Source organism: Paenibacillus sabuli, from assembly GCF_014705605.1.
GTDB classification, from domain to species: Bacteria; Bacillota; Bacilli; order Paenibacillales; family Paenibacillaceae; genus Paenibacillus_D; species Paenibacillus_D sabuli.
In genome coordinates this window covers 1-23870 of the sequence record NZ_JACXIZ010000034.1, presented here as the reverse complement: position 1 = coordinate 23870, position 23870 = coordinate 1, and the positions used below count along the sequence as shown (strand labels likewise).

The 23870-nt window shown below is 63.1% G+C and carries 20 protein-coding genes; 5 read left to right on the top strand and 15 right to left on the bottom strand.

Annotated elements, in window-relative coordinates:
• Nucleotides 1-138 precede the first annotated feature (138 nt).
• From purE to IDH44_RS18540, 9 genes are all read right to left on the bottom strand, one after another.
• The gene (purE, locus tag IDH44_RS18580) at nt 139-624 is read right to left on the bottom strand and encodes a 5-(carboxyamino)imidazole ribonucleotide mutase (protein ID WP_190920314.1); all 486 of its coding nucleotides are present in this window, start codon (nt 622-624) and stop codon (nt 139-141) included.
• A 477-nt stretch (nt 625-1101) separates the two neighbouring features.
• Entirely contained in the window at nt 1102-1359 is a 258-nt protein-coding gene (locus IDH44_RS18575) for an arsenate reductase/protein-tyrosine-phosphatase family protein (RefSeq protein WP_190920312.1), read from the bottom strand.
• A 91-nt stretch (nt 1360-1450) separates the two neighbouring features.
• Nucleotides 1451-2755, bottom strand: coding sequence for an arsenic transporter (locus IDH44_RS18570; RefSeq protein ID WP_190920310.1), 1305 nt, complete (start codon nt 2753-2755; stop codon nt 1451-1453).
• An 11-nt stretch (nt 2756-2766) separates the two neighbouring features.
• Nucleotides 2767-3162 (bottom strand): ArsR/SmtB family transcription factor, encoded by a 396-nt coding sequence (locus tag IDH44_RS18565; protein WP_397326806.1) that lies wholly within the window; start codon nt 3160-3162, stop codon nt 2767-2769.
• A 537-nt stretch (nt 3163-3699) separates the two neighbouring features.
• Nucleotides 3700-4782 carry a Gfo/Idh/MocA family protein gene (locus IDH44_RS18560; RefSeq protein ID WP_190920308.1) on the bottom strand — a complete coding sequence of 361 codons (1083 nt, stop codon included), beginning with the start codon at nt 4780-4782 and terminating at the stop codon, nt 3700-3702.
• Nucleotides 4783-4831: 49 nt separating this feature from the next.
• Nucleotides 4832-5557, bottom strand: coding sequence for a ThuA domain-containing protein (locus IDH44_RS18555; RefSeq protein ID WP_190920306.1), 726 nt, complete (start codon nt 5555-5557; stop codon nt 4832-4834).
• Between the two features lie 38 nt (nt 5558-5595).
• Nucleotides 5596-6759: a Gfo/Idh/MocA family protein gene (locus IDH44_RS18550; protein WP_190920304.1), complete on the bottom strand. Its 1164-nt coding sequence runs from the start codon at nt 6757-6759 to the stop codon at nt 5596-5598.
• Nucleotides 6760-6806: 47 nt separating this feature from the next.
• The gene (locus tag IDH44_RS18545; protein WP_190920302.1) at nt 6807-7874 is read right to left on the bottom strand and encodes a LacI family DNA-binding transcriptional regulator; all 1068 of its coding nucleotides are present in this window, start codon (nt 7872-7874) and stop codon (nt 6807-6809) included.
• Between the two features lie 426 nt (nt 7875-8300).
• Nucleotides 8301-9068, bottom strand: coding sequence for a YwaF family protein (locus tag IDH44_RS18540; protein ID WP_190920301.1), 768 nt, complete (start codon nt 9066-9068; stop codon nt 8301-8303).
• Between the two features lie 95 nt (nt 9069-9163).
• Between IDH44_RS18540 and IDH44_RS18535 the strand changes: the two genes are divergently transcribed.
• The gene (locus tag IDH44_RS18535) at nt 9164-9520 is read left to right on the top strand and encodes a TM2 domain-containing protein (protein WP_190920299.1); all 357 of its coding nucleotides are present in this window, start codon (nt 9164-9166) and stop codon (nt 9518-9520) included.
• A gap of 732 nt (nt 9521-10252) precedes the next feature.
• Here IDH44_RS18535 and IDH44_RS18530 read toward each other — a convergent pair.
• From IDH44_RS18530 to IDH44_RS27225, 3 genes are all read right to left on the bottom strand, one after another.
• Entirely contained in the window at nt 10253-11836 is a 1584-nt protein-coding gene (locus IDH44_RS18530; RefSeq protein WP_190920297.1) for a peptide chain release factor 3, read from the bottom strand.
• Nucleotides 11837-12077: 241 nt separating this feature from the next.
• Nucleotides 12078-13634 carry a glucose-6-phosphate dehydrogenase gene (gene zwf, locus IDH44_RS18525; RefSeq protein WP_190920296.1) on the bottom strand — a complete coding sequence of 519 codons (1557 nt, stop codon included), beginning with the start codon at nt 13632-13634 and terminating at the stop codon, nt 12078-12080.
• Between the two features lie 130 nt (nt 13635-13764).
• Nucleotides 13765-14508 carry a YwmB family TATA-box binding protein gene (locus tag IDH44_RS27225; protein ID WP_190920294.1) on the bottom strand — a complete coding sequence of 248 codons (744 nt, stop codon included), beginning with the start codon at nt 14506-14508 and terminating at the stop codon, nt 13765-13767.
• A 136-nt stretch (nt 14509-14644) separates the two neighbouring features.
• Here IDH44_RS27225 and IDH44_RS18515 point away from each other — a divergent pair, with 136 nt between their 5' ends.
• Both IDH44_RS18515 and IDH44_RS18510 read left to right on the top strand, forming a co-directional pair.
• Nucleotides 14645-15010, top strand: coding sequence for a hypothetical protein (locus IDH44_RS18515; RefSeq protein WP_190920292.1), 366 nt, complete (start codon nt 14645-14647; stop codon nt 15008-15010).
• Between the two features lie 205 nt (nt 15011-15215).
• Nucleotides 15216-16475: a hypothetical protein gene (locus tag IDH44_RS18510; RefSeq protein WP_190920291.1), complete on the top strand. Its 1260-nt coding sequence runs from the start codon at nt 15216-15218 to the stop codon at nt 16473-16475.
• Between the two features lie 560 nt (nt 16476-17035).
• Here the strand turns inward: IDH44_RS18510 and IDH44_RS18505 are convergent.
• Together IDH44_RS18505 and IDH44_RS18500 are read right to left on the bottom strand one after the other, a co-directional pair.
• A complete protein-coding gene (locus IDH44_RS18505) occupies nt 17036-18103 on the bottom strand; it encodes a creatininase family protein (RefSeq protein ID WP_223869812.1) in 1068 nt (355 codons plus the stop codon).
• Nucleotides 18100-19101, bottom strand: a complete 1002-nt coding sequence (locus IDH44_RS18500) for an aldo/keto reductase (RefSeq protein ID WP_190920289.1) — start codon at nt 19099-19101, stop codon at nt 18100-18102. Before IDH44_RS18500 ends, IDH44_RS18505 begins: the two co-directional genes overlap by 4 nt.
• A gap of 427 nt (nt 19102-19528) precedes the next feature.
• On the opposite strand from IDH44_RS18500, the gene IDH44_RS18495 reads away from it, so the two are divergent.
• Complete coding sequence (locus IDH44_RS18495) at nt 19529-20386, top strand: helix-turn-helix transcriptional regulator (RefSeq protein WP_190920287.1); 858 nt, start codon at nt 19529-19531, stop codon at nt 20384-20386.
• 153 nt (nt 20387-20539) lie between these two features.
• Here the strand turns inward: IDH44_RS18495 and IDH44_RS18490 are convergent, their stop codons facing one another.
• Nucleotides 20540-21256 (bottom strand): phytanoyl-CoA dioxygenase family protein, encoded by a 717-nt coding sequence (locus IDH44_RS18490; RefSeq protein WP_190920285.1) that lies wholly within the window; start codon nt 21254-21256, stop codon nt 20540-20542.
• A gap of 222 nt (nt 21257-21478) precedes the next feature.
• Between IDH44_RS18490 and IDH44_RS18485 the strand changes: the two genes are divergently transcribed.
• Nucleotides 21479-23870 (top strand): Ig-like domain repeat protein (locus tag IDH44_RS18485; protein WP_190920284.1); only part of this gene is annotated, 2392 nt, incomplete at its 3' end.

Here is a 23870-nt window from a genome sequence, read left to right as displayed (position 1 = left end):
CTGCTTCGTCGCTCGTCGCTGCGCCGGGATCGGCCGCGCCGCCGCCGGCTTGCTCGCCGACCCCCGGCGCTTGATCGCCAGTACCGGCCGAAGGCGTCCTACCCGCCGCCTCGTTCAGCCCCGGCTTGTCCACGCCGCTCACAGGCTGTCACTGCTTTCGAGCACACGCTGCGTTACTTGCTCGCGCCGCGCCTGCACGCGGGCCTGCACATCCGCGTCGAAGGCGCCGATTAGCTGCGCGGCGAGCAGCCCGGCGTTGGTCGCGCCGGCTTTGCCGATCGCCACGGTAGCCACCGGCACGCCGCCCGGCATCTGCACGATCGACAGCAGCGAGTCGAGCCCGTTCAGATTCGACGACTTGACGGGCACGCCAATGACCGGCAGGATCGTCTTGGCGGCGACCATGCCGGGCAGATGAGCGGCTCCGCCCGCTCCGGCGATGATGACCTTGAGCCCGCGCTGCGCGGCCGATTCCGCGTATTCGAACATCAGGTCCGGCGTGCGATGCGCCGAGACGACCTTTTTCTCGTACGGCACATCCAGCTCCTCCAGCACATCGCAGGCCAGCTTCATCGTCTCCCAGTCGGACGTGCTGCCCATGATGACGCCCACTTTTGCTGCCACTTGCATCACTCGCTTTCCATGATCTTTGATCTTGAAGGGGTGGAGCTACATCTAAAGACAGCATAAGGCTGCCCCGGTCGGGACAACCCCAATATATCCCCGCCTGCAGGTGAGTCTCCTGCTGCGGCAGGCAAAAGAAGACGGCCGGCGCGCTCCGCTCGCGAGCGGATCAATCAAGCAGCGACGCCGGCCCTTCACAATCGACAATATCATGCAAATTCCGAGGCCAAGCGGCCTTTTACAAGCTCTTTAAGTTTATCAAGCCTAACAAGGCTTGTCAACGGCAAAACACGAACATTAAATGATATTCACCGCTTATAGTTCGTGTTTCGGAAGATGTTATGGCAGTTTTCTTGACGTCGGTCCATTTCGTCGTCCGTAAATTTTTTTAAAGTTCGGCAGGCCGTAAATTCGACAAAATGAAGCGGTCTTTCTCCCCGGTGTACGGGAAAGAAAAGCCGCTTGGCGGATTGTCGCTTATTGGCCGCTAGACAGGAACTGCCCGATTCGCGCTTGAATCGCGTCGCGCACCTGGCGGAACGCCGCCATGACCTCCTCTTCCGTACCGGCAGCCTGGGCCGGATCGTCAAAGCCCCAGTGCCGCCTCGTCGCACGGGCGCCGGGCGCGGCGGGGCAATGCTCGTCCGCACGGCCGCAGAGCGTGATGATATAGTCGGCTTCTTGCAACGTCGCCTGGGCGATGACATCCGAGCTATGGCCGCTGATCTCGACCATTCGTATTCTCCTCTCCGAACACAACGATCCGCACGGTCGGCTGCAGCGCGCTAGTTAATACACAACGACTCGCACGGTCCGCTGCAGACCGCTAGCCCTCAATGAACTGCAGCACGGCGAGCCATGCATACAATCCGGTCAGTGTAATGAGCAACGTCGGCACGGTCAGCAACAGCCCGACCTTGAAATAATAACCCCAGCCGATCTTCACGCCCTTGCCCGACAGCACATGCAGCCACAGCAGCGTGGCGAGCGAGCCGATCGGCGTAATCTTCGGACCCAGGTCCGAACCGATCACATTGGCGTAAATCAAGGCCTCGCGGACGAATCCCGAGGCGGTCGTGCCGCGGATGGCAATCGCGTCGATCATCACCGTCGGCATATTGTTCATGACCGAGGAGAGGAGCGCCGCCAAGAAGCCCATGCCAAGCGTCGCCGCAAGCAGTCCCTCGTCGGCAATGCGCCGGATGAGGCCGGTCAGCGTATCCGTCAGCCCTGCGTTGCGCAGGCCGTAGACGACCACATACATGCCGATCGAAAATACGACAACCGTCCACGGCGCTTCCTTGACGAGCTGCCGCGTCTGCACCGCCGGACTGCGCCGCGCGGCTAGCAGCAGGATCAGCGCGCCTGCTCCCGCGATTGCCGAGATCGGCAGTGCCAGCAGCTCGCTGGCGAAGTAAGCGATCAGCAAGGCCGCCAGCATAATCCAGGATAGTCTGAACAAGCGCTGGTCCTTGATCGCCTCGGACGGCTCCCGCAATTCGCCAGGCGCATAGCGTGCCGGAATATGCTTGCGGAAATACACATACAGCACCGCCAGGCTGGCGACAATGGAACATAGCGTCGGGACAATCATCCGGCCTGCGTACTCCAGGAAGCCGATATCGAAATAATCCGCCGAAACGATGTTGACCAGATTGCTGATCACCAGCGGCAGCGAAGCCGTGTCCGCAATGAAGCCGCTCGCCATCACGAACGGCAGAATCATCCTGCGCTCAAAGTCGAGGCTGCGCACCATCGCCAACACAATTGGCGTCATGATCAACGCCGCCCCGTCATTGGCGAACAGTGCGGACACCGCCGCGCCGAGCAGCACGATGAGCACGAACATCAGCGTGCCGCTGCCCTTCGCCAGCCGCGCCATATGCAGCGCCGCCCATTCGAAGAAGCCGATCTGATCCAGGACGAGCGAGATCAGGATAATCGCGACGAAGGCGAGCGTCGCGTTCCAGACGATCCCCGTGACCGTGCCGACATCGGCGAAGCTGACGACGCCGCACAACAGCGCCAGCAAGGCGCCCGCGCTCGCCGACCAGCCGATGGACAGCCCCCGCGGCTGCCAGATGACAAAAATAAGCGTGACGATAAAAATGATTCCTGCTGCAATTGCCATATCCGACCGGGTCAGCCTCCATCCGGGCAGCACCCGCCGCCCGCCGAATGCAGCTGGTCCGCGAGGGAGGGCAGCCGCTCCAACAGCATGGCGACATACGGCTTTTCTTCCAGCGCCAGCGAATAATAGATCCACTGTCCCTTGCGCGCCTCCCGCACGAGGCGAGCGGCCTTCAGCTTGCGCAGATGCTGGCTCGCATTGGGCTGGGACGTCTCCAGCGCATCCGCGATGTCGCACACGCACAGCTCGCCCTCCCGCATCAGCGCCAGCATCGTCAACCGCGTGCGGTCGCCGAGCAGCTTGAGCGTCGCCGCCATCTCGTCGAACGCTTCGGCAGCGTCATGGTCCATACTCGGATTCATACTCTGCACCAATGCCGTCGCGCCGCTCCGGTTGATCTGCTGCATATCGAGTGCTCCCTTCCATTAAAGTGTGTTGCTTGTTTGCATTGTAGATCTATATAATTATATAATCAAGTAATTATATGATGAAGTTTTGTAAAGCTAGTGCCAGCAGATAGTGCGAGCATTTGGTGCGCGGCATGCTGGCGCACACAATTCGCACTATGTAACCTCACTATATGCGCTTATTTCCGCATCCCAAGCACTTTCGCCCCTGTAACCTCGTATTTTACGCTTATTTCCACCATTCCGCCCAACTCGCCCCTGCAACCTCACTATATGCGCTTATTTTCGCAGCATCCCGAGCAACCGGATCAGCTTAAAAAAATAAAATCCTGTCACGAGGCTGGATTAGCCCCGAACAGGATACTTTTTCGTTATGCAATTCCTTCTGCTTTATCAATGCATGCCGCTTGATAGCGTGTCGCTCTATTTTTCGTATAGCGCCTTCGCTCTGGCGAAGCTGCAGCCGTCTGTCGGCGCAGATGACAGACGGCCCCTCCGACCCTTGCAGCCGGCCGTGCTCAGCCTCTCGCCGATGCCCTATTCTGCCGGCAGCGGCTCCGGGCGTTCGCAGGTGCTCTGCATGAGGTAGTGCTTGCCGTCGCGCGAGGCATCGTGGAAGCCATGCATCGCTTCGAGCACGTGGTAAGCCAGCTCGCCATTGGCGCGATGCGCCCCGCCCGAGGCTACCGCGCGCGCCAGATCGGCGACGCCGATGCCGCGGCTATTGCCCGTATTGCCGTGCGTCAGCGGGATCTCCTGCCACTCCTCCTCGCCGGCGCGGCGCAGCTTGACGACGCCGCCGAACGTATTCGGATCGGGCACGAGCATCGTGCCTTCGCTACCGTGAATCTCGATATTCGGCAGCGAGGTGCGGCCCTTCGCATCGAAGCTGGTGATCAGCGTGCCGACCGCGCCGCTCGCAAAATCCAGCACGCCCGCAATATGCGTCGGCGTCTCGACCTTGATTTTCTCCCCCGCCTTCGGCTTGCTCGTGATCGTGCGCTCGGGATACGAGATGACCGCCGAGCCGGTGACGCGACGGATCGGACCGAGCAGGTTCACGAACGCGGTCAGATAGTACGGCCCCATATCAAACATCGGCCCGCCGCCAACCTTATAATAGAAGGCCGGGTCCGGATGCCAGCTCTCGTGGCCGCCGCCAATCATGAAGCCGGTCACCGACACCGGCGTGCCGATCGCGCCGTCGTCGATCAGCTTGCGGCAGGTCTGAATCCCGCCGCCGAGGAATGTCTCCGGAGCCCCCGCAACGCGCAGCCCCTTTTCCTTCGCCTTGGCCAGGATCGCCAGCCCTTCCTCGCGCGTCACCGCCAGCGGCTTCTCGACGTACACATGCTTGCCCGCCTCCAGGGCCGCGATGCAGACCGCGGCGTGCGCCTGCGGGATCGTCAGATTGACGACGATATCGATATCCGGATCGGCGAGCAGCTCATCGACGCCGTACGCCTTTGGCACGCCGAACTCCTCCGCCCGCTCGCGGGCGCGCCCGACGTCCAGATCGGCGCAGGCCGCCACCTCCAGCTCGGGATAGGACTTCAGATTCGTAAAATAAATTTTGCTGATCGTTCCGCAGCCGATAAGGCCTACTTTCATCGTACGCATACGTTCCCTCTTCCTTTCATGGCTTGCTTCAATTCATGCCGCTCTCCATTTAGAGCTGGTTGTCCTCCATCCCGGTATAGGCGGCGCCGGCCTTTGCGCCCGTGCCTTCCGCCACGGCCTTGCCCTCGGCGCACCACAGGAAGCCGCGGCGCATCATTTCCTTCATCTCCGGCGTCGCCGCGACGCTCGCGATGTGACCGAGCGAATTGTAGTAGACGCGGCCCAGCCCCCAGCGCTTGGTCCAGGCGACCGGGATGTCGACCGGCCCGTTGGCGTCGTGCGGCCCCGGGGTCGTCGGGAAGCGCGTCGTCGCCAGCACCTCGTTGGCCGGATCGATATGCAGGTAATATTGCTCGGAGACGACCTCGAAGTCGGGCATGCCCTCGACCAGCGGGCTCGAGCCGCGCTTGATATTCACCGTATATTCCACCTGGTTGCCGCCCGGATGCGCCACCCAGTTGCCGCCCGTCATGAACTGCCAGTCGACATTCTCGCGGAAGGCGTCGCACATCCCGCCGTGGCAGCCCGCCAGCCCGGTGCCGGCTTGCACCGCAGCCGAGACGTTGCTCACGAGCTGCTGTTCGATGCGGCCCATCGTCCAGTTCGGAATGATCAGGTCCAGCGATTTGAGCTTCTCTGCATCGGCGAAGGCGTCCAGCGTATCCGACACCTCGACCTCAAAGCCCTCTGCCTCCAACTGCTCCCGGAATATGGCCGATACCTGCTCCGGCTCGTGGCCGAGCCAGCCGCCCCATACGATCAATGCTTTTTTCATTTCGCAATCCCGCCTTTCGTTGCTTGTGATGCTCCCGCTTAGCCCATCTCCGTAATTTCGACCCAACGGCGCTCGGCGATCGACTTGTCTACCGCCTCCAGCACCTCTTGACACTTCACCCCGTCTACGAAGTTCGGCGACGGCTGGCGATCCTCCGCGATCGCCTTCATCAGCTCGTGTACCTCGTGCGTGAACGTATGCTCGTAGCCGATCGTGTGGCCCGGCGGCCACCATGCGTCCATGTACGCATGGGCCGGATCGGTCGCCAGCACGCGGCGGAAGCCCTGCACATCCTCGGCATCATCCGTGAAGTATACCTCCAGCTCGTTGAGCCGCTCGAAGTCAAAGCGCACGCTGCCCTTGCTGCCGTTGATCTCGAAGGCATTGGTGCAGCGATGGCCCGCCGCGAAGCGCGTCGCCTCGAAGCTCCCGAGCGCGCCGTTCGCAAAGCGCGTCATGAACAGCGTCGCGTCGTCGACCGTGACCGGGCCGCGCGGCGCGTCCTTGCTGCCCTTGGCGCTCAAGCCGGTCATCTCCGTCGGCATCGGGCGTTCCTTGACGAACGTCTCGCTCATCCCGATGACCTCGTCGAACTCGCCGACGAGGTAGCGCGCCAGATCGATCTGATGCGCGCCGAGATCGCCGTGCGAGCCCGAGCCCGCGATCTCCTTCTGCAGCCGCCAGACGAGCGGGAAGTCCGGGTCGATGATCCAGTCCTGCAGGAACCAGCCGCGGTAATGATAGATCTGTCCGAGCCGGCCATCGGCCACCAGCTTCTTGGCCAACTGCACAGCCGGCGCGAAGCGGTAGTTGAAGCCGACCATATGCTTGATGCCCGCTTGCTCCGCCGCTGTCAGCATCTCCCGCGCGTCGGTCAGCGTGAGCGCCAGCGGCTTCTCGCAGAATATATGCTTGCCCGCCGCAGCCGCCGCAAGCGCGATATCCTTGTGCGCGTCGCTCGGCGCGTTGATGTCGATCAGGTCGACCTCGCTCGACGCCACCAGCTCGCGCCAGTCCGTCATCGCGTGCTGCCAGCCGAACTGGGCGCGCGCCTGCTCCACGCCCTGCGGATCACGCCCGCAGATGATTTTCATTTCCGGACGCGGCACGTCCGGCAGGAACATCGGCAGCGCCCGGTAAGCGTTGCTGTGCGCCTTGCCCATGAATTTATAACCGACCATTCCGACACGAACATTTGACATGAACCGATTCCACCTTTCGCTTCCTCGTAATGACATTGCTTCGCTTGTCAGACCGACGGGGTGTAAGTGAGCGAAGAGGCGCGGGCGACGAGTTGCACCGGCAGCTTCTCCACGAGGACCGGCGACGCGTCGTCAGCCGGAGAGCCGTCCGCGGTCCTACCGAGCAGCCGCTGCGCCGCGCGCACGCCCAGCGCGTGGAACGGCACCGCGACCGACGACAGCTGCGGCTCCGTCAGGCGCGCCGCCTCCGAATCGTCGTAGCCGATCAGCGCCACATCCGCGCCCGGCAGCAGCCCGCGCTCGCGCAGCCCCTGCAGCAGGCCGATCGCCATGCGATCGTTGGCCGCGAAGACGCCGTCCACCCGGCCCTGAGCGATCGCCTCCGCCAGCGCCGGTGCGGCGGCGGCCCCGCTCGTACGGCTGTAATTGCCAGCGTAGCAGAGCCCCGGATCCGCCGGCAGTCCCGCCTCCGCCAGCGCGCGCCGGTAGCCCGTCAGCCGGTCGGCGCTGTTGGAGTAGACGAGCGGCCCGTTGAGCAGCGCGATGCGCCGGCAGCCCCGGCCGAGCAGATGGCGCGTCGCCTCGTACCCGCCCTGCTCGTGGTCGGCCTCGACCGTGCCGAACGGCGCGCCGTCGAAACGCTGATTGACGAGCACGAACGGATGGTCCGCCTCCGCCAGTCGCGCGAGCGCCTCCAGCTCCCCGGGCGTGTCCTGCGAGCCGAGCATGACGCAGGCGTCGACCTTGCGCGTGCGGTACAGCCGCTCGTAATCGCGCGCCTCGTATGGCGAGCGGAACATCAGCAGCATATCGTAGCCTCGCTGCTGCGCCGCCTCGCCGATGCCGCTGAGGATCTCGGAGAAGTAGTACGTCGAGAACAGCCGCACCTTGGGCACATAGGGCACGATGACGCCGATGTTGCCGCTGCGCTTGCGCGCGAATTGCTGCGCCAGCGCACTCGGCACGTAGCCGAGCCGCTCCGCCGCCTCCAGCACCTTGCGCCTGGTCGCCTCGCGCACCGGCCGGGCGCCGTTCATGACGCGCGATACCGTCGCCTCCGACACCCCCGCCAGCTTCGCCACTTCTTTTCTAAGAATAAGTCCTTCCTCCTGCATGTCGAATTGCTTCTCATGTACACGCGTACATTATGGAGCTACGTCCACTTCTATGGTGCCCATATCATGGAACTTCGTCTTGTTGTATGGCGGCCCCTGTCACGTTGCTTCCGCTTTGGAATGCCGTGCGGCAATCCCATGATGTACACGCGTTCATTTTCGCATGAAAGCGATGCCGTGTCAATCGCCGATCCGCACAACAGCCGCTAATCGCCGACACTGAAGAAGAGACTGTCCGTTGCCCACCACCGGTCCGCAACCCCTTCGCAAGCTGCGGGAGTTCGCGATGACACGGCCATTGCCGCGATTGGGGCCGATCCGCAACCCAGGCGCAAGCTGCGCCAGTCCGGCGGGGACCCTGCTAACAGGCCGCGCCATCCCCAGGCTCGCGGAGGCCGGCTAACGGGACTCCATCAGCGAGGCCGGCTAGCGAGGCCCCGCCGCCGAGGCATCCTGCTTGCCCGGCCGCTGGCGCCGCCCCTCCCGGCGCCGCGCCAGCGAGAACGGCAGCATCAGCACCGCGAACAAGAGCAGCGCCACGAGCTGCAGCCAGACCAGATACCACGGCCACGGCCCGAGCGCGTCCAGCAGCGACAGCGTCGACGGCTTGCGCGAGACGAACATGTAGTTGCCCCCGGTCCAGGCGTTGATCGGCAGCAGCAGCAGCACGAGCGCATCAATCCATAGCACTGTGCGCACCACCGCGCCCCAGCCGCGCGGGCGATACCCCTCCACGACGGCGAGATAGAGCGGCGCGAGCACCGTGCCGCCGTGACCGGCGAAGAAGTAGACGTACCAGAAGTGCGGGAATCCGACGTCAAGCACCGGCGTGAACAGCGCCTGCAGCGCCCCGCCGATACCCGCGAAGTAGACGAACTCGAACAGCCGCCGCCCGGGCCGGAACATCAGCACCGCGGCCAGCAGCAGCGTCAGGGTGGAGAGCTGGAGCGGCAGCGACTCGGCAGCGCTCCAGCGTCCGTTGACGATGTACCATAGCTGCAGCAAGGCAAATAAAACGAGCAGCAACGCGCCCAGCCCGTGGCGGAGCGCGCGCTGTGCCCCAGGCCTGCCACGCAGCGGACGGCGCAGCAGCACGATGAGCAGCAGAGCAATGGCTAGTCCGGCCAGCGCCGCGAGATGCTGCGTCGAATACGCGACGAAGGAAGATCCTTGCGGACCGAAAAAGGTATTCATGCGCTCCAGCCCCCCATGCTATACTAAATGCACCTGCCCGCTTCCATCCGTTCCTTCGAATGACCCGCAGCGGGCGATCCCGGAGGAGGTTGGCGATGTTCCCATCCTATTCGTTGCGGCTGCAGCTCACAGAGCAAGAACAGGCTTCCCTGCGCACGGCGATGGCCGCCTGCGCCAAGCAGCCGGCCGTCGCCTATGTCGTGTGGTATTTTGTCGGTCTGTTCGGCGGCCATCGCTTCTATATGGGGCGTCCACTGACCGGCGCCGTTCAACTCGCGCTCAGCCTGACCGTGCTCGGCCTGGCCGTGACGTTCGTGTGGTGGATCATCGATGCCTTCCGCATGCCCCGCTGGATTCGCTCCCGCAATGTCGAGATTGAGCAAGCGCTCGCCCGCGAGCTGCTGCATGCCCGGCACATCGCAGATGCGCTTGATCAGCCACCACGGCAGTAGTGATGAAGCAGTTGCACGCCAAGTCACTCAGCCCAGACCTGCCGACATTGCCGCCGCTCGCCGTGTTGCCAACCACTGACCTAGCGATGTTGCCGCCGCTCGCCATGTTGCCAATCACTGACCTAGCGATGTTGCCGCCGCTCGCCATGTTGCCAACCGCTGACCTAGCGATGTTGCCGCAAGCATGCCTCGAACTGTAAAAGTGCAGTTATTTTTGCCCCCAACACCTGATTTTTGAGATTCAACTGCATAAGTGCAGTTATTTGGGGTTACTTCGCGCCTTGAAGCGCCTTTTTAATGCAATTAACTGTACTTTTACAGTTCACGCCAATGCCCGACTAGCTAGCAAACAAAATAACTGTATTTTTGCAGTTCCCCGGGAACCGGGTGCAGACATTGTGTAACGCGGCAGCTCGCTCCACCCCGCGTCATCGGCACCCATAGCTCAGTATCACGCACCAGACCTATGCAGCGCGCCACCCCGCATCGCCGCATCACGCACCAGACCTATGCAGCGGCACCACGCATCACCGCATCACGCACCAGACCTATGCAGCGGCACCCCGTATCGCCGCATTACGCACCGTGCCACGACACCGGCACTCCATAGCTCAGCATCACGCTCCTTCCCACGACAGCGGCGCCCCATTGCTCCGCTTACCGCGCCGTGCTCCCGTCTGCGTCATGCCCCGATTCGCCGCAGCGTGCGCCCTAGCGCCGCATCACCCACCGCTAAGGCGCGGTCTCCAGGAACTGCGCGTCCGGATTTTTGTCGATTGCGGTGCGCATCGCGTATTCGTTCTCGAAGAGGGCGACATAGTTGTCCTTCTTGTCCTTGACGAGCGTCGAATTGATGCGGAACTTGGCCGGGTCGATCTTGTCGGCGACGAGCCAGCGGGCGAACTGGTACGGCATCCGATGCAGCTGGATCTCGACGCCGTATTCGACGCGCATCCGGTATTCGAACACCTCGAACTGCAGCTGCCCGACCACGCCCAGGATCGTCTCGTCGAAGCTCGCCGTCCGGAACACCTGGACCGTGCCCTCCTCAGTGAGCTGGTCGATCCCCTTCTGATATTGCTTGTGCTTGAGCGCGTTCTTGACCGTCACCTTGGCGAACAGCTCCGGCGAGAACGTCGGCAGCTCGTTGAAGACGACCCCGCCGCCCTGCGCCAGCGAGTCGCCGATGCGGAAGATGCCCGGGTCGAACAAGCCGATGATGTCGCCCGGATAGGCCGACTCGACGATATCCCGGTCCTGCGCCAGGAACTGCTGCGGCTGCGACAGCTTGATGTCCTTGCCGACGCGCACATGCTTGACGCTCATGCCGCGGTCGAAGCGGCCGGAGCAGATGCGCAGGAAGGCGATCCGGTCGCGATGGGCCGGGTTCATATTGGCCTGGATCTTGAAGACGTAGCCGGTGAACCGCGGCTCCGTCGGCAGCACCTCGCCCTCCGTGCTCTGGCGCGGTGCCGGCTTGGGGGCCAGCTTGAGGAAGCTCTCCAGGAACGTCTGTACGCCGAAATTATTGACCGCGCTGCCGAAAAACACCGGCGTCAGCTCGCCGCGGCTCACCTTGTCGAGATCGAACGGATCGCCCGCCACGTCGAGCAGCTCCAGCTCCTCGCGCAGCTGGTCGTGCAGGTACTCGCCCGCCATCTCGCGGATGATCGGATCGTTGTAGTCGCCGACCTTGCGCACCTCGATCGTGGAGTGGTCGTTGCCCTGGAAGAGCTCCACCTGATCGTTCATCCGGTCGTACACGCCGCACAGCTCGCGGCCCATGCCGATCGGCCAGTTCATCGGCACGGAGCGGATGCCGAGCACCTGCTCCAGCTCCTCCATCAGCTCGAACGGGCTGCGGCCCTCGCGGTCGAGCTTGTTGATGAAGGTGAAGATCGGGATGCCGCGCTGCCGGCACACCTGGAACAGCTTGATCGTCTGCGCCTCGACGCCCTTGGCGACGTCGATCAGCATGACCGCGCTGTCGGCGGCCGTCAGCGTGCGATAGGTGTCCTCGCTGAAGTCCTGGTGACCCGGCGTATCCAGAATATTGATGCGGTGGCCGAGATAGTCGAACTGCATCACGCTCGAGGTGACCGAGATGCCGCGCTGCTTCTCGATTTCCATCCAGTCTGAGGTCGCGTGCTTGCTCGCCTTGCGCGCCTTGACCGTGCCGGCCAGCCGGATCGCGCCTCCATACAGCAGCAGCTTCTCGGTCAAGGTCGTCTTGCCCGCATCGGGGTGAGAGATGATCGCGAACGTCCGCCGCCGCTCGACCTCCTTCGCCAGCTCCCCGGTGTCTACTTTGCTCATACATGCCATCCCTTCATTATCTAGAATTCGCCTGCCCGTCGGCACGCCCTAATCCGAATAATCTTGCGCCCTCTTCGGCGCGCACCGCTACGCATGACAACGCACGTATTCGGCGCGCCTCACAGACGGACATCGACCGCTACTCGGACCAATGCGCTTCACGGACGAACAGCGTCTGCCGCACCGCCAGGCAGCGGAAGCGGAGACGCTGTTGTTCATCCCGATTTATGCAGATTATGCTTTACTTGCCCGTATTCGTGATCCAGATGACATTATCCTCATCCTGCCCGTTGACCGGCCACCAGTGGAAGCCGTCCTCGCCCAGCAGCTCGTGCGAGCGCTCCGGGCCCCACGAGCCCGCCGGATACTGCTGCAGATCGCCCGCGCCGGACTTCCAGGCCGCCGCGATCTTGTCCACGAACCGCCACGCCTCGGACACCTCGTCCCAGCGCGTGAAGTAGGTCGCGTCGCCGCGCGAGGCGTCGTAGATGAGACGCTCGTATGCCTCCGGCGTATTGAGACCGATCTGGCAGCTCTGGCAGAATTCCATCGCCACCGGCTGCACCGCCGTATCCGAGCCGGGCTGCTTGGCGTTGATCTTGAGATAGATGCCCTCCATCGGATTGACGCGGATGACGAGCAGATTCGGCGCGAGATCGTGGCGCTGGCCGAACAGCACGTTGTTCGGAATATTCTTGAATTCGACCACGACCTCGGTCGTCTTGACCGGGAGCCGCTTGCCGGTGCGGATGTAGAACGGCACGCCTGCCCAGCGCAGATTGTCCACCAGCACCCGGGCGGCGAAGTACGTCTCCGTCGCCGACTGCGGATCGACCTTGTCTTCCTCGCGGTAGCCCGGCAGCGCCTTGCCGCGCGCCTCGCCCGACCCGTACTGGCCGCGCACGACATGCGCCCGCACGTCCTCGTCCGTCTCGTACTGCCGCAGCGAGCGCAGCACCTTGACCTTCTCGTCGCGGATGTCCTCGCCGTGCAGCCGGCTCGGCGGCTCCATCGCGATCATCGTCAGCAGCTGCAGCATGTGATTCTGCCCCATGTCGCGCAGCGCGCCGGACTTGTCGTAATAGCCGCCCCGATCCTCGACGCCGACCGTCTCCGATAGCGTGATCTGCACGTTGGCGATGTGTTTGTTGTTCCACAGCGGCTCGAACAAGGCATTGGCGAAGCGGATGACCTCGATATTCTGCACCATCTCCTTGCCGAGATAGTGGTCGATGCGATAGATGTCCTCCTCGCGGAACACCTGGGTGATCTGGTCGTTGAGCTCCTGGGCCGACGGCAGATCGTAGCCGAACGGCTTCTCGATGACGACGCGGTGCCAGCCCTTCGACTCCAGCAGACCGCCGTCGCGCAGGTTGAATGACACCGGGCCGAACAGCTCCGGCGCCAGCGCCAGATAGAACAGCCGATTGCCGGCGATGCCGAACTTGTCATCCAGATGCCCGCTCAATCGGTTCAGATCGCGGAAGCCTTCGACGTTGTTGATGTCCAGCGACATATAGACGAAGTGCTCCGCAAAGCGGTTCCACAGCTCGGTATCGGTCGCCTTGTAACGGCAAAATTCGCCGATCGATTCGTAGATGTCGCTGCGGAATTGCTCGTCCGTGCGCGGCCGCCGCGCCAATCCCACCACAGCGAAGTCGTCGCCTAGCTTGCCTTCCTTATATAGGCTGAACAAGGCCGGGAACAGCTTGCGCCGTGCCAGGTCGCCTGTCGCGCCAAAAAGATAATAAACCGCGCCTGCCGTCGCGGCTGCTTCGGTTCTCGCTTGTTCGGTCATAATCCCTCATTCTCTCGTATGTATTTTGGTGCTTGTTTGTAATGTAGTGTAGCATATTCAATTGCAATTCGCTATTCGGCACTTATAAAAAAAACTGATCGAAGCATCCAGAACGGGAGAGCGTCATTCGCTACGGCGTATAATCGCCGGTAATGAGCGGCGCGCCCGCAATCAGCGCGTCCGGCGCCTCTGCGCTGCCGCGGCGCAGCGCAAGCTGCAAATTGACAGCGTTGCCGCCGCTCTGCGTACGCAAGCGCAACTGCTCCGAATAGTACGTCATACTCGCCGTGCGGCCGTCGTCGTAACTCTCCACCAGCTCGCCGCCGGCCTTGCCCGCCACCGTCTGCGCCGCCTCCGCGCTCCTCGCCTCGCCGCGCAGCGTGACATATGGACGCAGGTCCAGCTCCTCTGCCTTCAGCACCGTCTCGATGCCGTCGACCGCCTGGTGCAGCACGGCCAGCGGCTGTCCTGCTCGACCCTCATAGAGCAGGACGGCCCAGCCTCCGTCCGCGGCGCCCGCCGCCGGCGTCATCCACATGCGCAGCGTGCCGCTGGCATCCTGGCGCAGCGCTTGCGCCGTCTTCCCACCGGGCGCCGGCGGCTGCATGCGCAGCTGCTGCGCGAGCGCGTCCAGCTGCGCATGCGTCAGCTCGCCGTCCCATCGCACCGACCACGACGCCGCCGAGGCGCCGCCCTGCAATTGCGGTCCGGCCCAGTCCCAGAGCCTGTCCATATCATGGAGCAGCGCGGAGCCCTCCGGCTCGCCGCCGCCCGCACGCTCGCGCCGCTGGTCGACGATCAGCCAGGCGCTCGCCACCGCCAGCACGAGCAGCGCGAGCGCGATGCCATTGACGCGACGTTGCCGTTCATTCACCTTCATCACACACCTTGTTCGTATGAATAATCGCCTTCATTATACCACAGTGCACAATCTGGGTATCCATCCATACACATTCGCCTGTAGATGAATATAGTGTCGGTATAACCGCGTTTAAGGAGGGAATCCCACCATGGAACCGATATTTCCGCTGGAGGAAGCACGCATCAACCAATTCTGCGGGCAGCTCGTCTGCGCCGTGATGCAGGATGGCACGCGCCATGTCGGCATCCTCACCAGCTGCGGCGGCGGTCGCCTGATGCTCAACGAAGCGCCCGATTGCGAGGAGGCGTATACCGAGGGAGAGCGTCTGGAGACGCTCAACAAGCCGCACCGCACCGCCCGGCGCAAGGCCCGTAAAGGCAAAGGAGGCCCGCAGGTGCACACGCGCGCCTTCGGTGCACCATACGGATCTTACGGCTACGGCCCCTATCGTCCGTTCGGACCGCCGATCGGACTTGACCTGGCGCTGCTGGCGCTGCTGTTCCTCATTCTGTAGGGCAGCCTGCATAGCAGTGCTATACTGAATTCATTGGCGCAAGGCGTCAGCCGATCTATGGCCAATCAGACCTCGCACACGCGCACTCCGGGCATGCCGCACGCGGCATGCCCGTCGCGAGTCGTTACATAACGGACAAAATTGGGTATAGTATAAGTAACCTATTACCTCTGCCGCTCGGGCGGCATGAAATGGAGGGAACGCGATGAATGGCATCATGAGCGGGGTGCGCATGCGTCATTACGGGACGCACCCGATTCAGCAGATTACACCTTACGGCCATTACCCGTTGCGCGAGGAACGGGCGATGCTCGCCGAGTATACGGCTTTGCCGACACGCAGCAAGCGGGACAAGTCCGCTCGCCAAGCCGCAACCAGCGTGAAGCGATGGCTGATAGCGGCTGGCGAGGCCGAGCGTGCCATCCTGACGATGCTGGCCGCGTCTACCACGGCTTGGGAGGAACGCGCGGTCTATGCGGATCGGGACGGGCTGGAGGGCGAGGCGGATCGTGGCGCTTACCTGCAGAGCTATGCGCTCGAGGTGCAAGCGCTCGCCTCCGGACAGCGCAACCGCAGCTACGAGGTCGTCAAAAACGCTCCCTCGCTCATCGAGCCCGGTACGCATCGCTTCACGATACAATCGGCCGAAACGCAGCACGCGCTGGATGTGACCATCGTGCCCGGCGACCTGAACGCGCACGCGCTGGGCAAGCTGTATTACGCCTTGCAGCAGCTCGGCCCGGCTTATACTGCCGCGATCCGCGAGGACAAGCAAGCCGGCACGCTGCAGCTCGAGCTATGCGCCGCCAGCTCCGGACCGGAGCACGCCTTCGCGATTCACGACGAAGCAAGCGGCAGCGCGATCAGCGCCACCGGCTTGGGCAAGATCGACGCGCCGGCTCGCAATGCCCGATGTCTGGTTAACGGCGCCGAGGCCGAGACTGAGGGCAATGTCCTGTCGCTGGACGGAGGTCGCGTGCGGCTGTCGCTGCGCCAGGCCGGCGAGACGATCGTCACTGTGCGCGTCGGCTTCGACCGCGATGCCGTGACGCGTCAGCTCGCCGAGGTCGCAGCCCGCATCAGCGAGCTGCACAGCCTCCATGCGGCATTGTCCGGCCACCTCAACCCGACGCTGCAGCGCGACATCGACGCCTGTATTCGTACCTACGCCGCTGAGCGCATCGGGCTCGCCGCAGAGCCGCGTCAGGGCTGGGTGCTGGACGAGGCGCGGCTACATGCCGCGCTGGAGGAGGACGCCCCGCGCGTCCGGCGCGAGATGACGGCGGCTGCCGGATGGCTGCGCATGCTGCATCAGACGATCGAGCGGCTGCGGCAGCAGCCGGCCATCGAGCTGATGAACCCCGCCGCCCAAGCGCTCGATCAATACACCTACTTCCGCGGAACGATGATGCAAGCAGCCTGGATCCTGCCTTCCAGCGGCTGGCTCATGAACGCGCGCGGCTAAATGACGCGCACGAGCGCGCAGCTAGTGGAGAGACCCGATCACCTTATGCAACATGCAAAAGGGAGATCCAATCGAGCACGGGGCGATAGCCGCATCGGTCGAGATCCGACTCGATCTGAAGATATGCGAAACAGGCGGGTTCTCGACACGAGAATCCGCCTGTTTCTGGATTATAAGTTGAAGCCATGCCTGCATGAAAAAACAAATCCCGTCGCCGGAGCGGATTCCGCTCTGTAGCGTCGCATTTTGCGCTTATTTCCGCCGCCGGAGCAAATTCCGCCGTGCAGCCTCACATTTTGCGCTTATTCCCGCCGCCGGAGCGGATTCCGCCCTGTAGCGTCGCATTTTGCGCTTATTTCCGCCGCCGGAGCAAATTCCGCCGTGCAGCCTCACATTTTGCGCTTATTCCCGCCGCCGGAGCAAATTCCGCCGTGCAGCCTCACATTTTGCGCTTATTCCCGCCGCCGGAGCGGATTCCGCTCTGTAGCGTCGCATTTTGCGCTTATTTCCGCAGCTGGAGCGGATTCTGCTCTGCAGCCTCACATTTTGCGCTTATTCGCCTAGCGCATGCGCGCATACTCATATGGCTTCCAGCGCGACTGCTCCGCGACCGGCTGTTGGCCCTCGCGCGGCCGGATCGAGGCCCAGTCGTCCTGGCTTGACAACCGCCGCCACAAGACCTCGATCTCATCATAGCCGATCAGCGCGCGGCGCTCGGCCTCCTCCAAGGCAGCGGCGCCGCCGTAGCCGGCCGCCATCTTGTCGGACAGCTCGCCCAGCGCCGCCGCGCACGCTTCGACGATGCGCGCGCCATGCGCAGCGCTCGCCTCTCCGGCATCCGGGCCGAGCGCGAAGCGGCCGCCGCTGCCGGGCTGCGCCTCCAGCGCCGCCCTGTCCCAATCGATCCCCTCGGGATGCAGATGCATCATGACCGAGATCTCGTACTTGCCGGCATGATCGCCGGGATACGCATCGCCCGCGAGCTCGAAGTCGGTGCCGTACCAGACCGGGAAGTCAAAGGTCTCGGCGAACGCCGCCGTCACCCGCTTGAGATCGCCGATATGCGCCCCGCCGTGTCCGGACAGCACGATCGCTCCCGCGAACCCGGCATTGTGAAAGGCGCGCAGCTGATAGAGTAGGAAGTGGAAGAAAATAAACGACGGCACACCCGTGAAATGCGGGTTCGTCTCGCCGATATTGGCCTCCAGAAAACCCGCCGACGGCCCGTTCTCGTGAATATGGTATTCATGCGTCGGCGCGACGATGCCGCCATGGCTGCGGGCTACCGTGTAGCACAGATGCTCGGCCTTGCGCGTATCGAGCCCGAAGGCGCTGATCTGCCCGTGCGGCTCGCACAGGCCGAGCGGCAGATAGACGAGCGGCCGCTCGGCCAGGCGCGCCTTGAACGCGTGCGGCAGCAGCTCGCTCCATGCAACCTTGTCCGATTGTGTGCCGCCTCCTGCATGCTGGCTTGCCGCTTCGCCCGCTACTTGGCCAGCTCCCCCGTCCACGTCTGCGCCCCGTCCGTCCGCTGTCGCGCCGGCATCTGCCGCTGTCGCTCCGTTGCCCTCGCCTGCCCCCGCGCCTGCGCCCGCCCCTGACCGATCCGCTCCACGCCCCGCACTCATACGAGATGCCTCCGCGCATGATAGAAATGCCGAATCCAGCGCTCGCGAATCTTGATCTTCTCGAAGAACGCATCATCCAGCGGCGCCTTGCCTGCGGCTGCAATGTTCTCGGCGGCGTAGTCGTGGCGATGCATCGAGGTGAGCGCCGTCGTCACGCCCGGATGCTGCATGGCAAAGCGAATCGCCAGCTCGGTCAGGCTCTCCGCATGCTCCGGAATGTAGCTGCGCAGCCGCTCCACGCGGTCCAGGTACACCTGCCGCGGCAGGACGTCGAAGTAATTGTGCCGGTAGTCGCTCTCCGGAATCTCGGTATCCGCCTGCAGGAATCCGGTCAGCCCGCCCTCGTCCAGGATGACCCGCGCGATGACAGCCACGTCATGCTGCTGGCAGATCGGCACCAGGCTGTCCAGCGCCACCGAGTCGAAAATATTCAGCACCGTCTGCACCGAGTCGATCGCACCGGAACGGATCAGCCCGTACGCCAGGTCGTGGCGATGATCGGGCAGCGAGATGCCGATGAAGCGGGCCTTGCCCTGCTCCTTGAGCCGGATCAGCTCCTCCATCCAGTAGTCCGCGTCGTCCCACTGCGGCCAGTACGTATGCAGCTGCAGCAGGTCGACCGCGTCGACGCCGAGCTCCCGCAGCGACGCATGCGCGCTCTCGGTAATGGAGCCCGGCGGATAGGCCGTCTCTACCGGCAGCGGGTAATGCATGCCCGCGCCGGGCAGCATGCCGGCCGGCGCGGCGCCGGCGAGCAGCTTGGTCGCGACGAACGGCCGCTCACCCTTCCACTGGCGCAGCGCCTCGCCGATGATGCGTTCCGAATCGCCGTAGGCGCGCGCCGTATCGATCAGATTGACGCCGCGCTCCAGCGCGAGCAGCACCGAGCGGACCATGTACGCCTCGTCCTTGGCCTCGAACCAGCCGCCCAGCCCCATCGCGCCGAAGCCGAGGCGGCTGACCTGCTGCTCCGAACCGGGAAACAGATTGTATTGCATGACTTGTCCTCCTTGCCTGATCGGGCGCGGACCGCTTACGTGCCCGCGCCTTGATCGCATTGATTGCATTGATATGTGCATTGGATACGTGCATTGGATACATGAATCGAACCTGCGTTTTATGCTATAGTGATCAGTACCTCAGTCCAGTCACGAGAAGCATACCGGCTCTAACGGACATGGGAGCAGCTCAGCGCCTTTTTACGGGCTCCTTCCCCGTCTAACGGTCAGGAGAATCGCTTAGCGGGTATCGCGCCCCCTTTACATGGCGCAATCTCCCGCTAAGCGTCGCTAGTGTCCGTTAGAGCCGCGCGTGTGTGCCATTCGTGCGCTAAGCGTCGCTGATGTCCGTTAGAGCACTGTTCAGCAACCCTTCTAAAGTAAAAACCATGCCGCAAAGCCCGCGGCCACGGATGGTGATCGCATTATGGAATATGCCGACATTCGGCTCACGCAGGAATTCGCCTTCACTCGCAAGCTCGCCCGGCTCACCGAGCACGAGATGCACATGCACGACACGCTGGAGGTCAGCATTCTGCTGGAAAACAATATTCGCTATCATCTCGCCCAAGGCGACTACGTCGGCAAGCCGGGCGACATCTTCGTCTTCCGGCCGTTCGACCCGCACTGGAATCTCGCCGAGGACCAGGAGCGGCCCGCGGCCTGGATCATGCTGCTGCTCTCCCCCGCCGTCGTCCGCCACATCCCGGACGGCTCCGCGCTCTTGGCGCCGTTCTATACCACCGACTGGCGGCCGCTCATCCCGGCGCACTCCGCCGAGGCTGCGGCCATCCGAGCGGCGGCCGGACAGGCCGTCGAGGAAGAGGAGCGCGGAAGACCCGGCTGGCAGAGCCGCCAATTCGCCTGCCTGATCGAGATCCTCGTCCAGATCGCCCGCTACTTCCTCGCGCTCCGGCAGGATGCCCGCACAGGCGAAGACAGCGCGCCGGGAGGCGGCATCGTCGGGGCGGTCGAGCGGCTGCTGCGGCAATTCCGCGAGCCGGTCGACATGGAGGACGTCATTCGCGCCTCCGGGCTCAAAAAGACGACCTTCTACCAGCAATTCGTACGGCTCACCGCGCTGACGCCCAACGACTTCGTGAACCGGCTGCGGCTGCAGCACGCCGTCCATCTGCTGCTGCACTCCGCGATGCCGATTACCGAGATCGCCTTCGAGAGCGGCTACAGCTCGGTGAGCTACTTCAACCGTCAGTTCAAGGCGTTTCGCGGCGTCTCGCCGCGCCAATTCCGCGCTGAGGGCGGCGGCGGAGCCAGCGATGCGTGAGGCTCTTTAGTAGCGACCTACTGCATGCGCATATGTTGCACGTCGCATGGCCATGCGATTCGTTTATCCCACACAGCACTGCCTGGACGGCCTGAATGGACGCCTCCGCTATCTGACTCGTTCCCTAGCTTCTGATCCGGTGCCGAAGGCCCTTTACTTCGCGTATGCGGACAGGTCGTCGCGATCGGTGAGCAGCTTGCCCGTCTCGGCATAGCGGCAGTTGGCCGACGCCACCTGGAAGGCAAACGCGCGACGCGGCGCGTCCGTGTGATTGCGCTTGCTGTGATGCAGCGTCTCGCGGTGGAAGATGACCGCGTCGCCCGGCTTCATCGGCTTGCACGGCATGCCGTTCTCCGGCTCGGCCGCCCGGCGATGCGAGCTGCCCTCTTCATTGAGATTGGCCAGCCGGCCCTGGCGGTGCGAACGCGGCGCAATCCACAGGCCGGCATTGGCCTCGGAGATTGCGTCCAGCGCTACGAAGCCGTTGAGCATATGCCCCAGCACATGCGTATACTGGTTGTCCTGATGCCAGGCCAGTCCGTTGCCCTGCGGCTCGACGACCGCGTACATGCCCTGCCACAGCTTCACGTCAGCGCCGAGGATGCGCTCATAGACGCGGATGATCTGCGGCTCGATCAGGAAGCGGGTCGTCGCCGGATACGGCTCGCGCGCCTCATCGATGTGAACGAACCCCTTGCTTTTCCATTCGCCGTCGCCCTTCGTGTTGGCATACGCCTCGTTCTCGCGGTTGATCGCGTCCACCGTCTCCTGATTGATGAAGCCCGGCGCGTAGAAGTACCCCTCCCGATAAAAATGCTCCACCATCTCGTCCGTCAATTGAAAATCCGATACCGCGCTTGTCGTCGTCATCTGTTTGAAACCCCTTTCTTTTCTTGAGTTGCCTTCATTATACCGGAGCCATTCTCCGATTACTTGGCCTGAACGGCGCAAAAAGTAGCACTTTTGTTCAGTCCGCCGGCGCATGATGCGTTCAACACACCGGCTCTCCCGAGTCTTTCATTAATCTTTCATTAGCAGGGTATATGATGGTCTGAGCGTATCGTACTTGAAGTCGGGAAAGGATGCTGGACAATGAAAAAAGGAATCTTATTATTCATTTCACTGCTGCTCGCATTCGGGCCGCTGATTCTGCCGCCCAAGGCGGCAGCGGCTGCGGCTGTGTTTACAGATGTTGCGAGTCAGAACCTTGCATCATTGGCACTGGATAGCGAGGGGCATATGTGGGCCTGGGGGACCAATGCCGTCGGCCAGTTCGGCAACGGTACTACCACTGCCACCGCTACTCCGCTGCAGATTGACGTTCGCGATAGCGGCGTACCGGTTACGTTTCAGCAGGCAGAGGTCGGATTTGAGCACAGCATCGCACTGGACGGTGCAGGACGAATCTGGACAGCTGGAAGTAACAACGTTGGACAATTAGGCAATGGAAGCACGAACGCATCCTTGTCCTGGGGCAAGCTTGCCATTACCGATGCAGGCTCGGAGGAGGTCTTCTTTTCCTCGGTCGCTGCTGGTCGGAACGTGTCCTATGCGCTCGACGAGAACGGCGAGATCTGGGGATGGGGTAGTCGCATATCTGCAACTTCGCCAGATAGCTTGATTCCAATCAAGCTCGGTCTGACCGACGGCGGAAGCCCGGTCGAATTCCTCTCCATCTCTGCCTATAATGCGCAGGCAATCGCTCTTGATTCGAACAACCGCTTGTGGCAAATCGCAGTTGTCGGCGGCCAGACCCAAAAGTTTGACCTGACCGATGGTGGAACGCCCGCTCAATTTCAAGCCGTTTCCGTTGGCGCAGGTTTCGGAAACGGTACGCATCTTGCCCTCGCGCTTGAAGACGACGGCGAGATCTGGATCTGGGGCGACAACGCGTTCGGACAGCTCGGCGAAGGCTATGCCGATGCGACTCAGACCTGGGCCCCCGAGAAGCTGACCGTCACCGATGGCGGCAATACGGTGACCTTTACCCAAGTTTCCGGCGGCAATCATTACGTACTCGCGCTCGATACGAACGGCGACTTGTGGGCGTGGGGGAAAAATAACCACGGGCAGCTCGGCGACGGGACGACTGGAACCGTCGGTCCGGTCAAGGTCACGGACGACGGCACTCCCGTTCAATTCACTTCGATTACGGCCGGCTTTGAAAGATCCTTTGCTCTCGACGCCGATGGTCGAATATGGGCGTGGGGGCTGGGGTACGGCCTGGCGCCAAGTCCACTGCCCTTTAGCCCGACGGTAGGCCTGGGCGTCTCGCAATCCACGTCGACCTATCTCGAAGAAATCACGCTGACGGCCACCGTCTCCGGCGACCTGGACGCCCCGACCGGGACCGTCACGTTCCGGGACGGCGCGACTCCGCTCGGCCATGCGACGCTGAATGCAAGCGGCACAGCCACGCTGAACGTCTCTACCCTGTCGGTCGGCTCGCACAGTCTGACCGTTCACTATGCAGGCGATGACAATTACACCGCATTCACGTCCGATCCGATCGCGCACACGGTTGCGATGCCGGATGCGCCCGAGCTGACGCTGACGCCGTCCACGACCGCCGACACGTTCGACCCGGTGACGGTGTCGGTCGATGTGCAGCTTGACGGCGACGGCAACGGCCTGGACAGCCTGCAATGGCTGTCCGGCAATCGTAGCGCGGCCGACTTCGCCGGGGCCGGGGCCGACATCACGGGCCCGCGCAGCTTCGCGGCCGCCGCCAACGGGACCTACACCGTATATGCACGCGATGATGCGGGCAGTGAAACGGTTGAAACCATCTCGGTAACCAATATCCTGGTCGCCGGCGACGCGAGTGCGCTGCTGAGCGCCATCGCCGACGCCGAGCAGGCGCTCGTCGATCATCCCGAAGGGGCGAACGTCGGCGATACGCCTGCTGCGGCACGTACCACGCTGCAGGCTGCCATCAACGACGCGCAAGCCATCGCAAATGATGCCCCGAACCGGACGCAGGCCCAGCTCGACAGCGCGGAGACGACGCTCGAGGCGGCGACGACTGCGTTCCTCGGGACGGTCATTGGCGCAGGCGATGCTTCGGCGCTGCTGAGCGCGATTGCCGACGCCGAGCAGGCGCTGACCGATCATCCCGAAGGGGCGAACGTCGGCGATACGCCTGCTGCAGCACGCACCACGCTGCAGGATGCCATCGATGACGCGCAAACCATCGCGGATGATGCGCCGAACCAGACTCAGGGGCAACTTGACAGTGCAGAATCGACGCTCGAGGCGGCTACCGCGACGTTCCTCGGCACCGTCATCGGTGCGGGCAATGCTTCGGCGCTGCTGAGCGCCATCGCCGACGCCGAGCAGGCGCTGACCGATCATCCCGAAGGATCGAATGTCGGCGACGCGCCTACTGCAGCACGCACCACACTGCAGGATGCCATCGATGCGGCGCAAACCATCGCGGATGATGCCGCCAACCAGACACAGGGGCAACTCGACAGCGCGGAGA

Bases quoted from the DNA above. Each gene is read 5' to 3' on its own strand.
- IDH44_RS18575 (WP_190920312.1), bottom strand. From the start codon at position 1,359: ATGGTCGAGATCAGCGGCCATAGCTCGGATGTCATCGCCCAGGCGACG.
- IDH44_RS18570 (WP_190920310.1), bottom strand. From the start codon at position 2,755: ATGGCAATTGCAGCAGGAATCATTTTTATCGTCACGCTTATTTTTGTC.
- IDH44_RS18565 (WP_397326806.1), bottom strand. From the start codon at position 3,162: ATGCAGCAGATCAACCGGAGCGGCGCGACGGCATTGGTGCAGAGTATG.
- IDH44_RS18560 (WP_190920308.1), bottom strand. From the start codon at position 4,782: ATGCGTACGATGAAAGTAGGCCTTATCGGCTGCGGAACGATCAGCAAA.
- IDH44_RS18555 (WP_190920306.1), bottom strand. From the start codon at position 5,557: ATGAAAAAAGCATTGATCGTATGGGGCGGCTGGCTCGGCCACGAGCCG.
- IDH44_RS18550 (WP_190920304.1), bottom strand. From the start codon at position 6,759: ATGTCAAATGTTCGTGTCGGAATGGTCGGTTATAAATTCATGGGCAAG.
- IDH44_RS18545 (WP_190920302.1), bottom strand. From the start codon at position 7,874: ATGCAGGAGGAAGGACTTATTCTTAGAAAAGAAGTGGCGAAGCTGGCG.
- IDH44_RS18540 (WP_190920301.1), bottom strand. From the start codon at position 9,068: ATGAATACCTTTTTCGGTCCGCAAGGATCTTCCTTCGTCGCGTATTCG.
- IDH44_RS18535 (WP_190920299.1), top strand. From the start codon at position 9,164: ATGTTCCCATCCTATTCGTTGCGGCTGCAGCTCACAGAGCAAGAACAG.
- IDH44_RS18530 (WP_190920297.1), bottom strand. From the start codon at position 11,836: ATGAGCAAAGTAGACACCGGGGAGCTGGCGAAGGAGGTCGAGCGGCGG.
- zwf (WP_190920296.1), bottom strand. From the start codon at position 13,634: ATGACCGAACAAGCGAGAACCGAAGCAGCCGCGACGGCAGGCGCGGTT.
- IDH44_RS18515 (WP_190920292.1), top strand. From the start codon at position 14,645: ATGGAACCGATATTTCCGCTGGAGGAAGCACGCATCAACCAATTCTGC.
- IDH44_RS18510 (WP_190920291.1), top strand. From the start codon at position 15,216: ATGAATGGCATCATGAGCGGGGTGCGCATGCGTCATTACGGGACGCAC.
- IDH44_RS18505 (WP_223869812.1), bottom strand. From the start codon at position 18,103: ATGAGTGCGGGGCGTGGAGCGGATCGGTCAGGGGCGGGCGCAGGCGCG.
- IDH44_RS18500 (WP_190920289.1), bottom strand. From the start codon at position 19,101: ATGCAATACAATCTGTTTCCCGGTTCGGAGCAGCAGGTCAGCCGCCTC.
- IDH44_RS18495 (WP_190920287.1), top strand. From the start codon at position 19,529: ATGGAATATGCCGACATTCGGCTCACGCAGGAATTCGCCTTCACTCGC.
- IDH44_RS18490 (WP_190920285.1), bottom strand. From the start codon at position 21,256: ATGACGACGACAAGCGCGGTATCGGATTTTCAATTGACGGACGAGATG.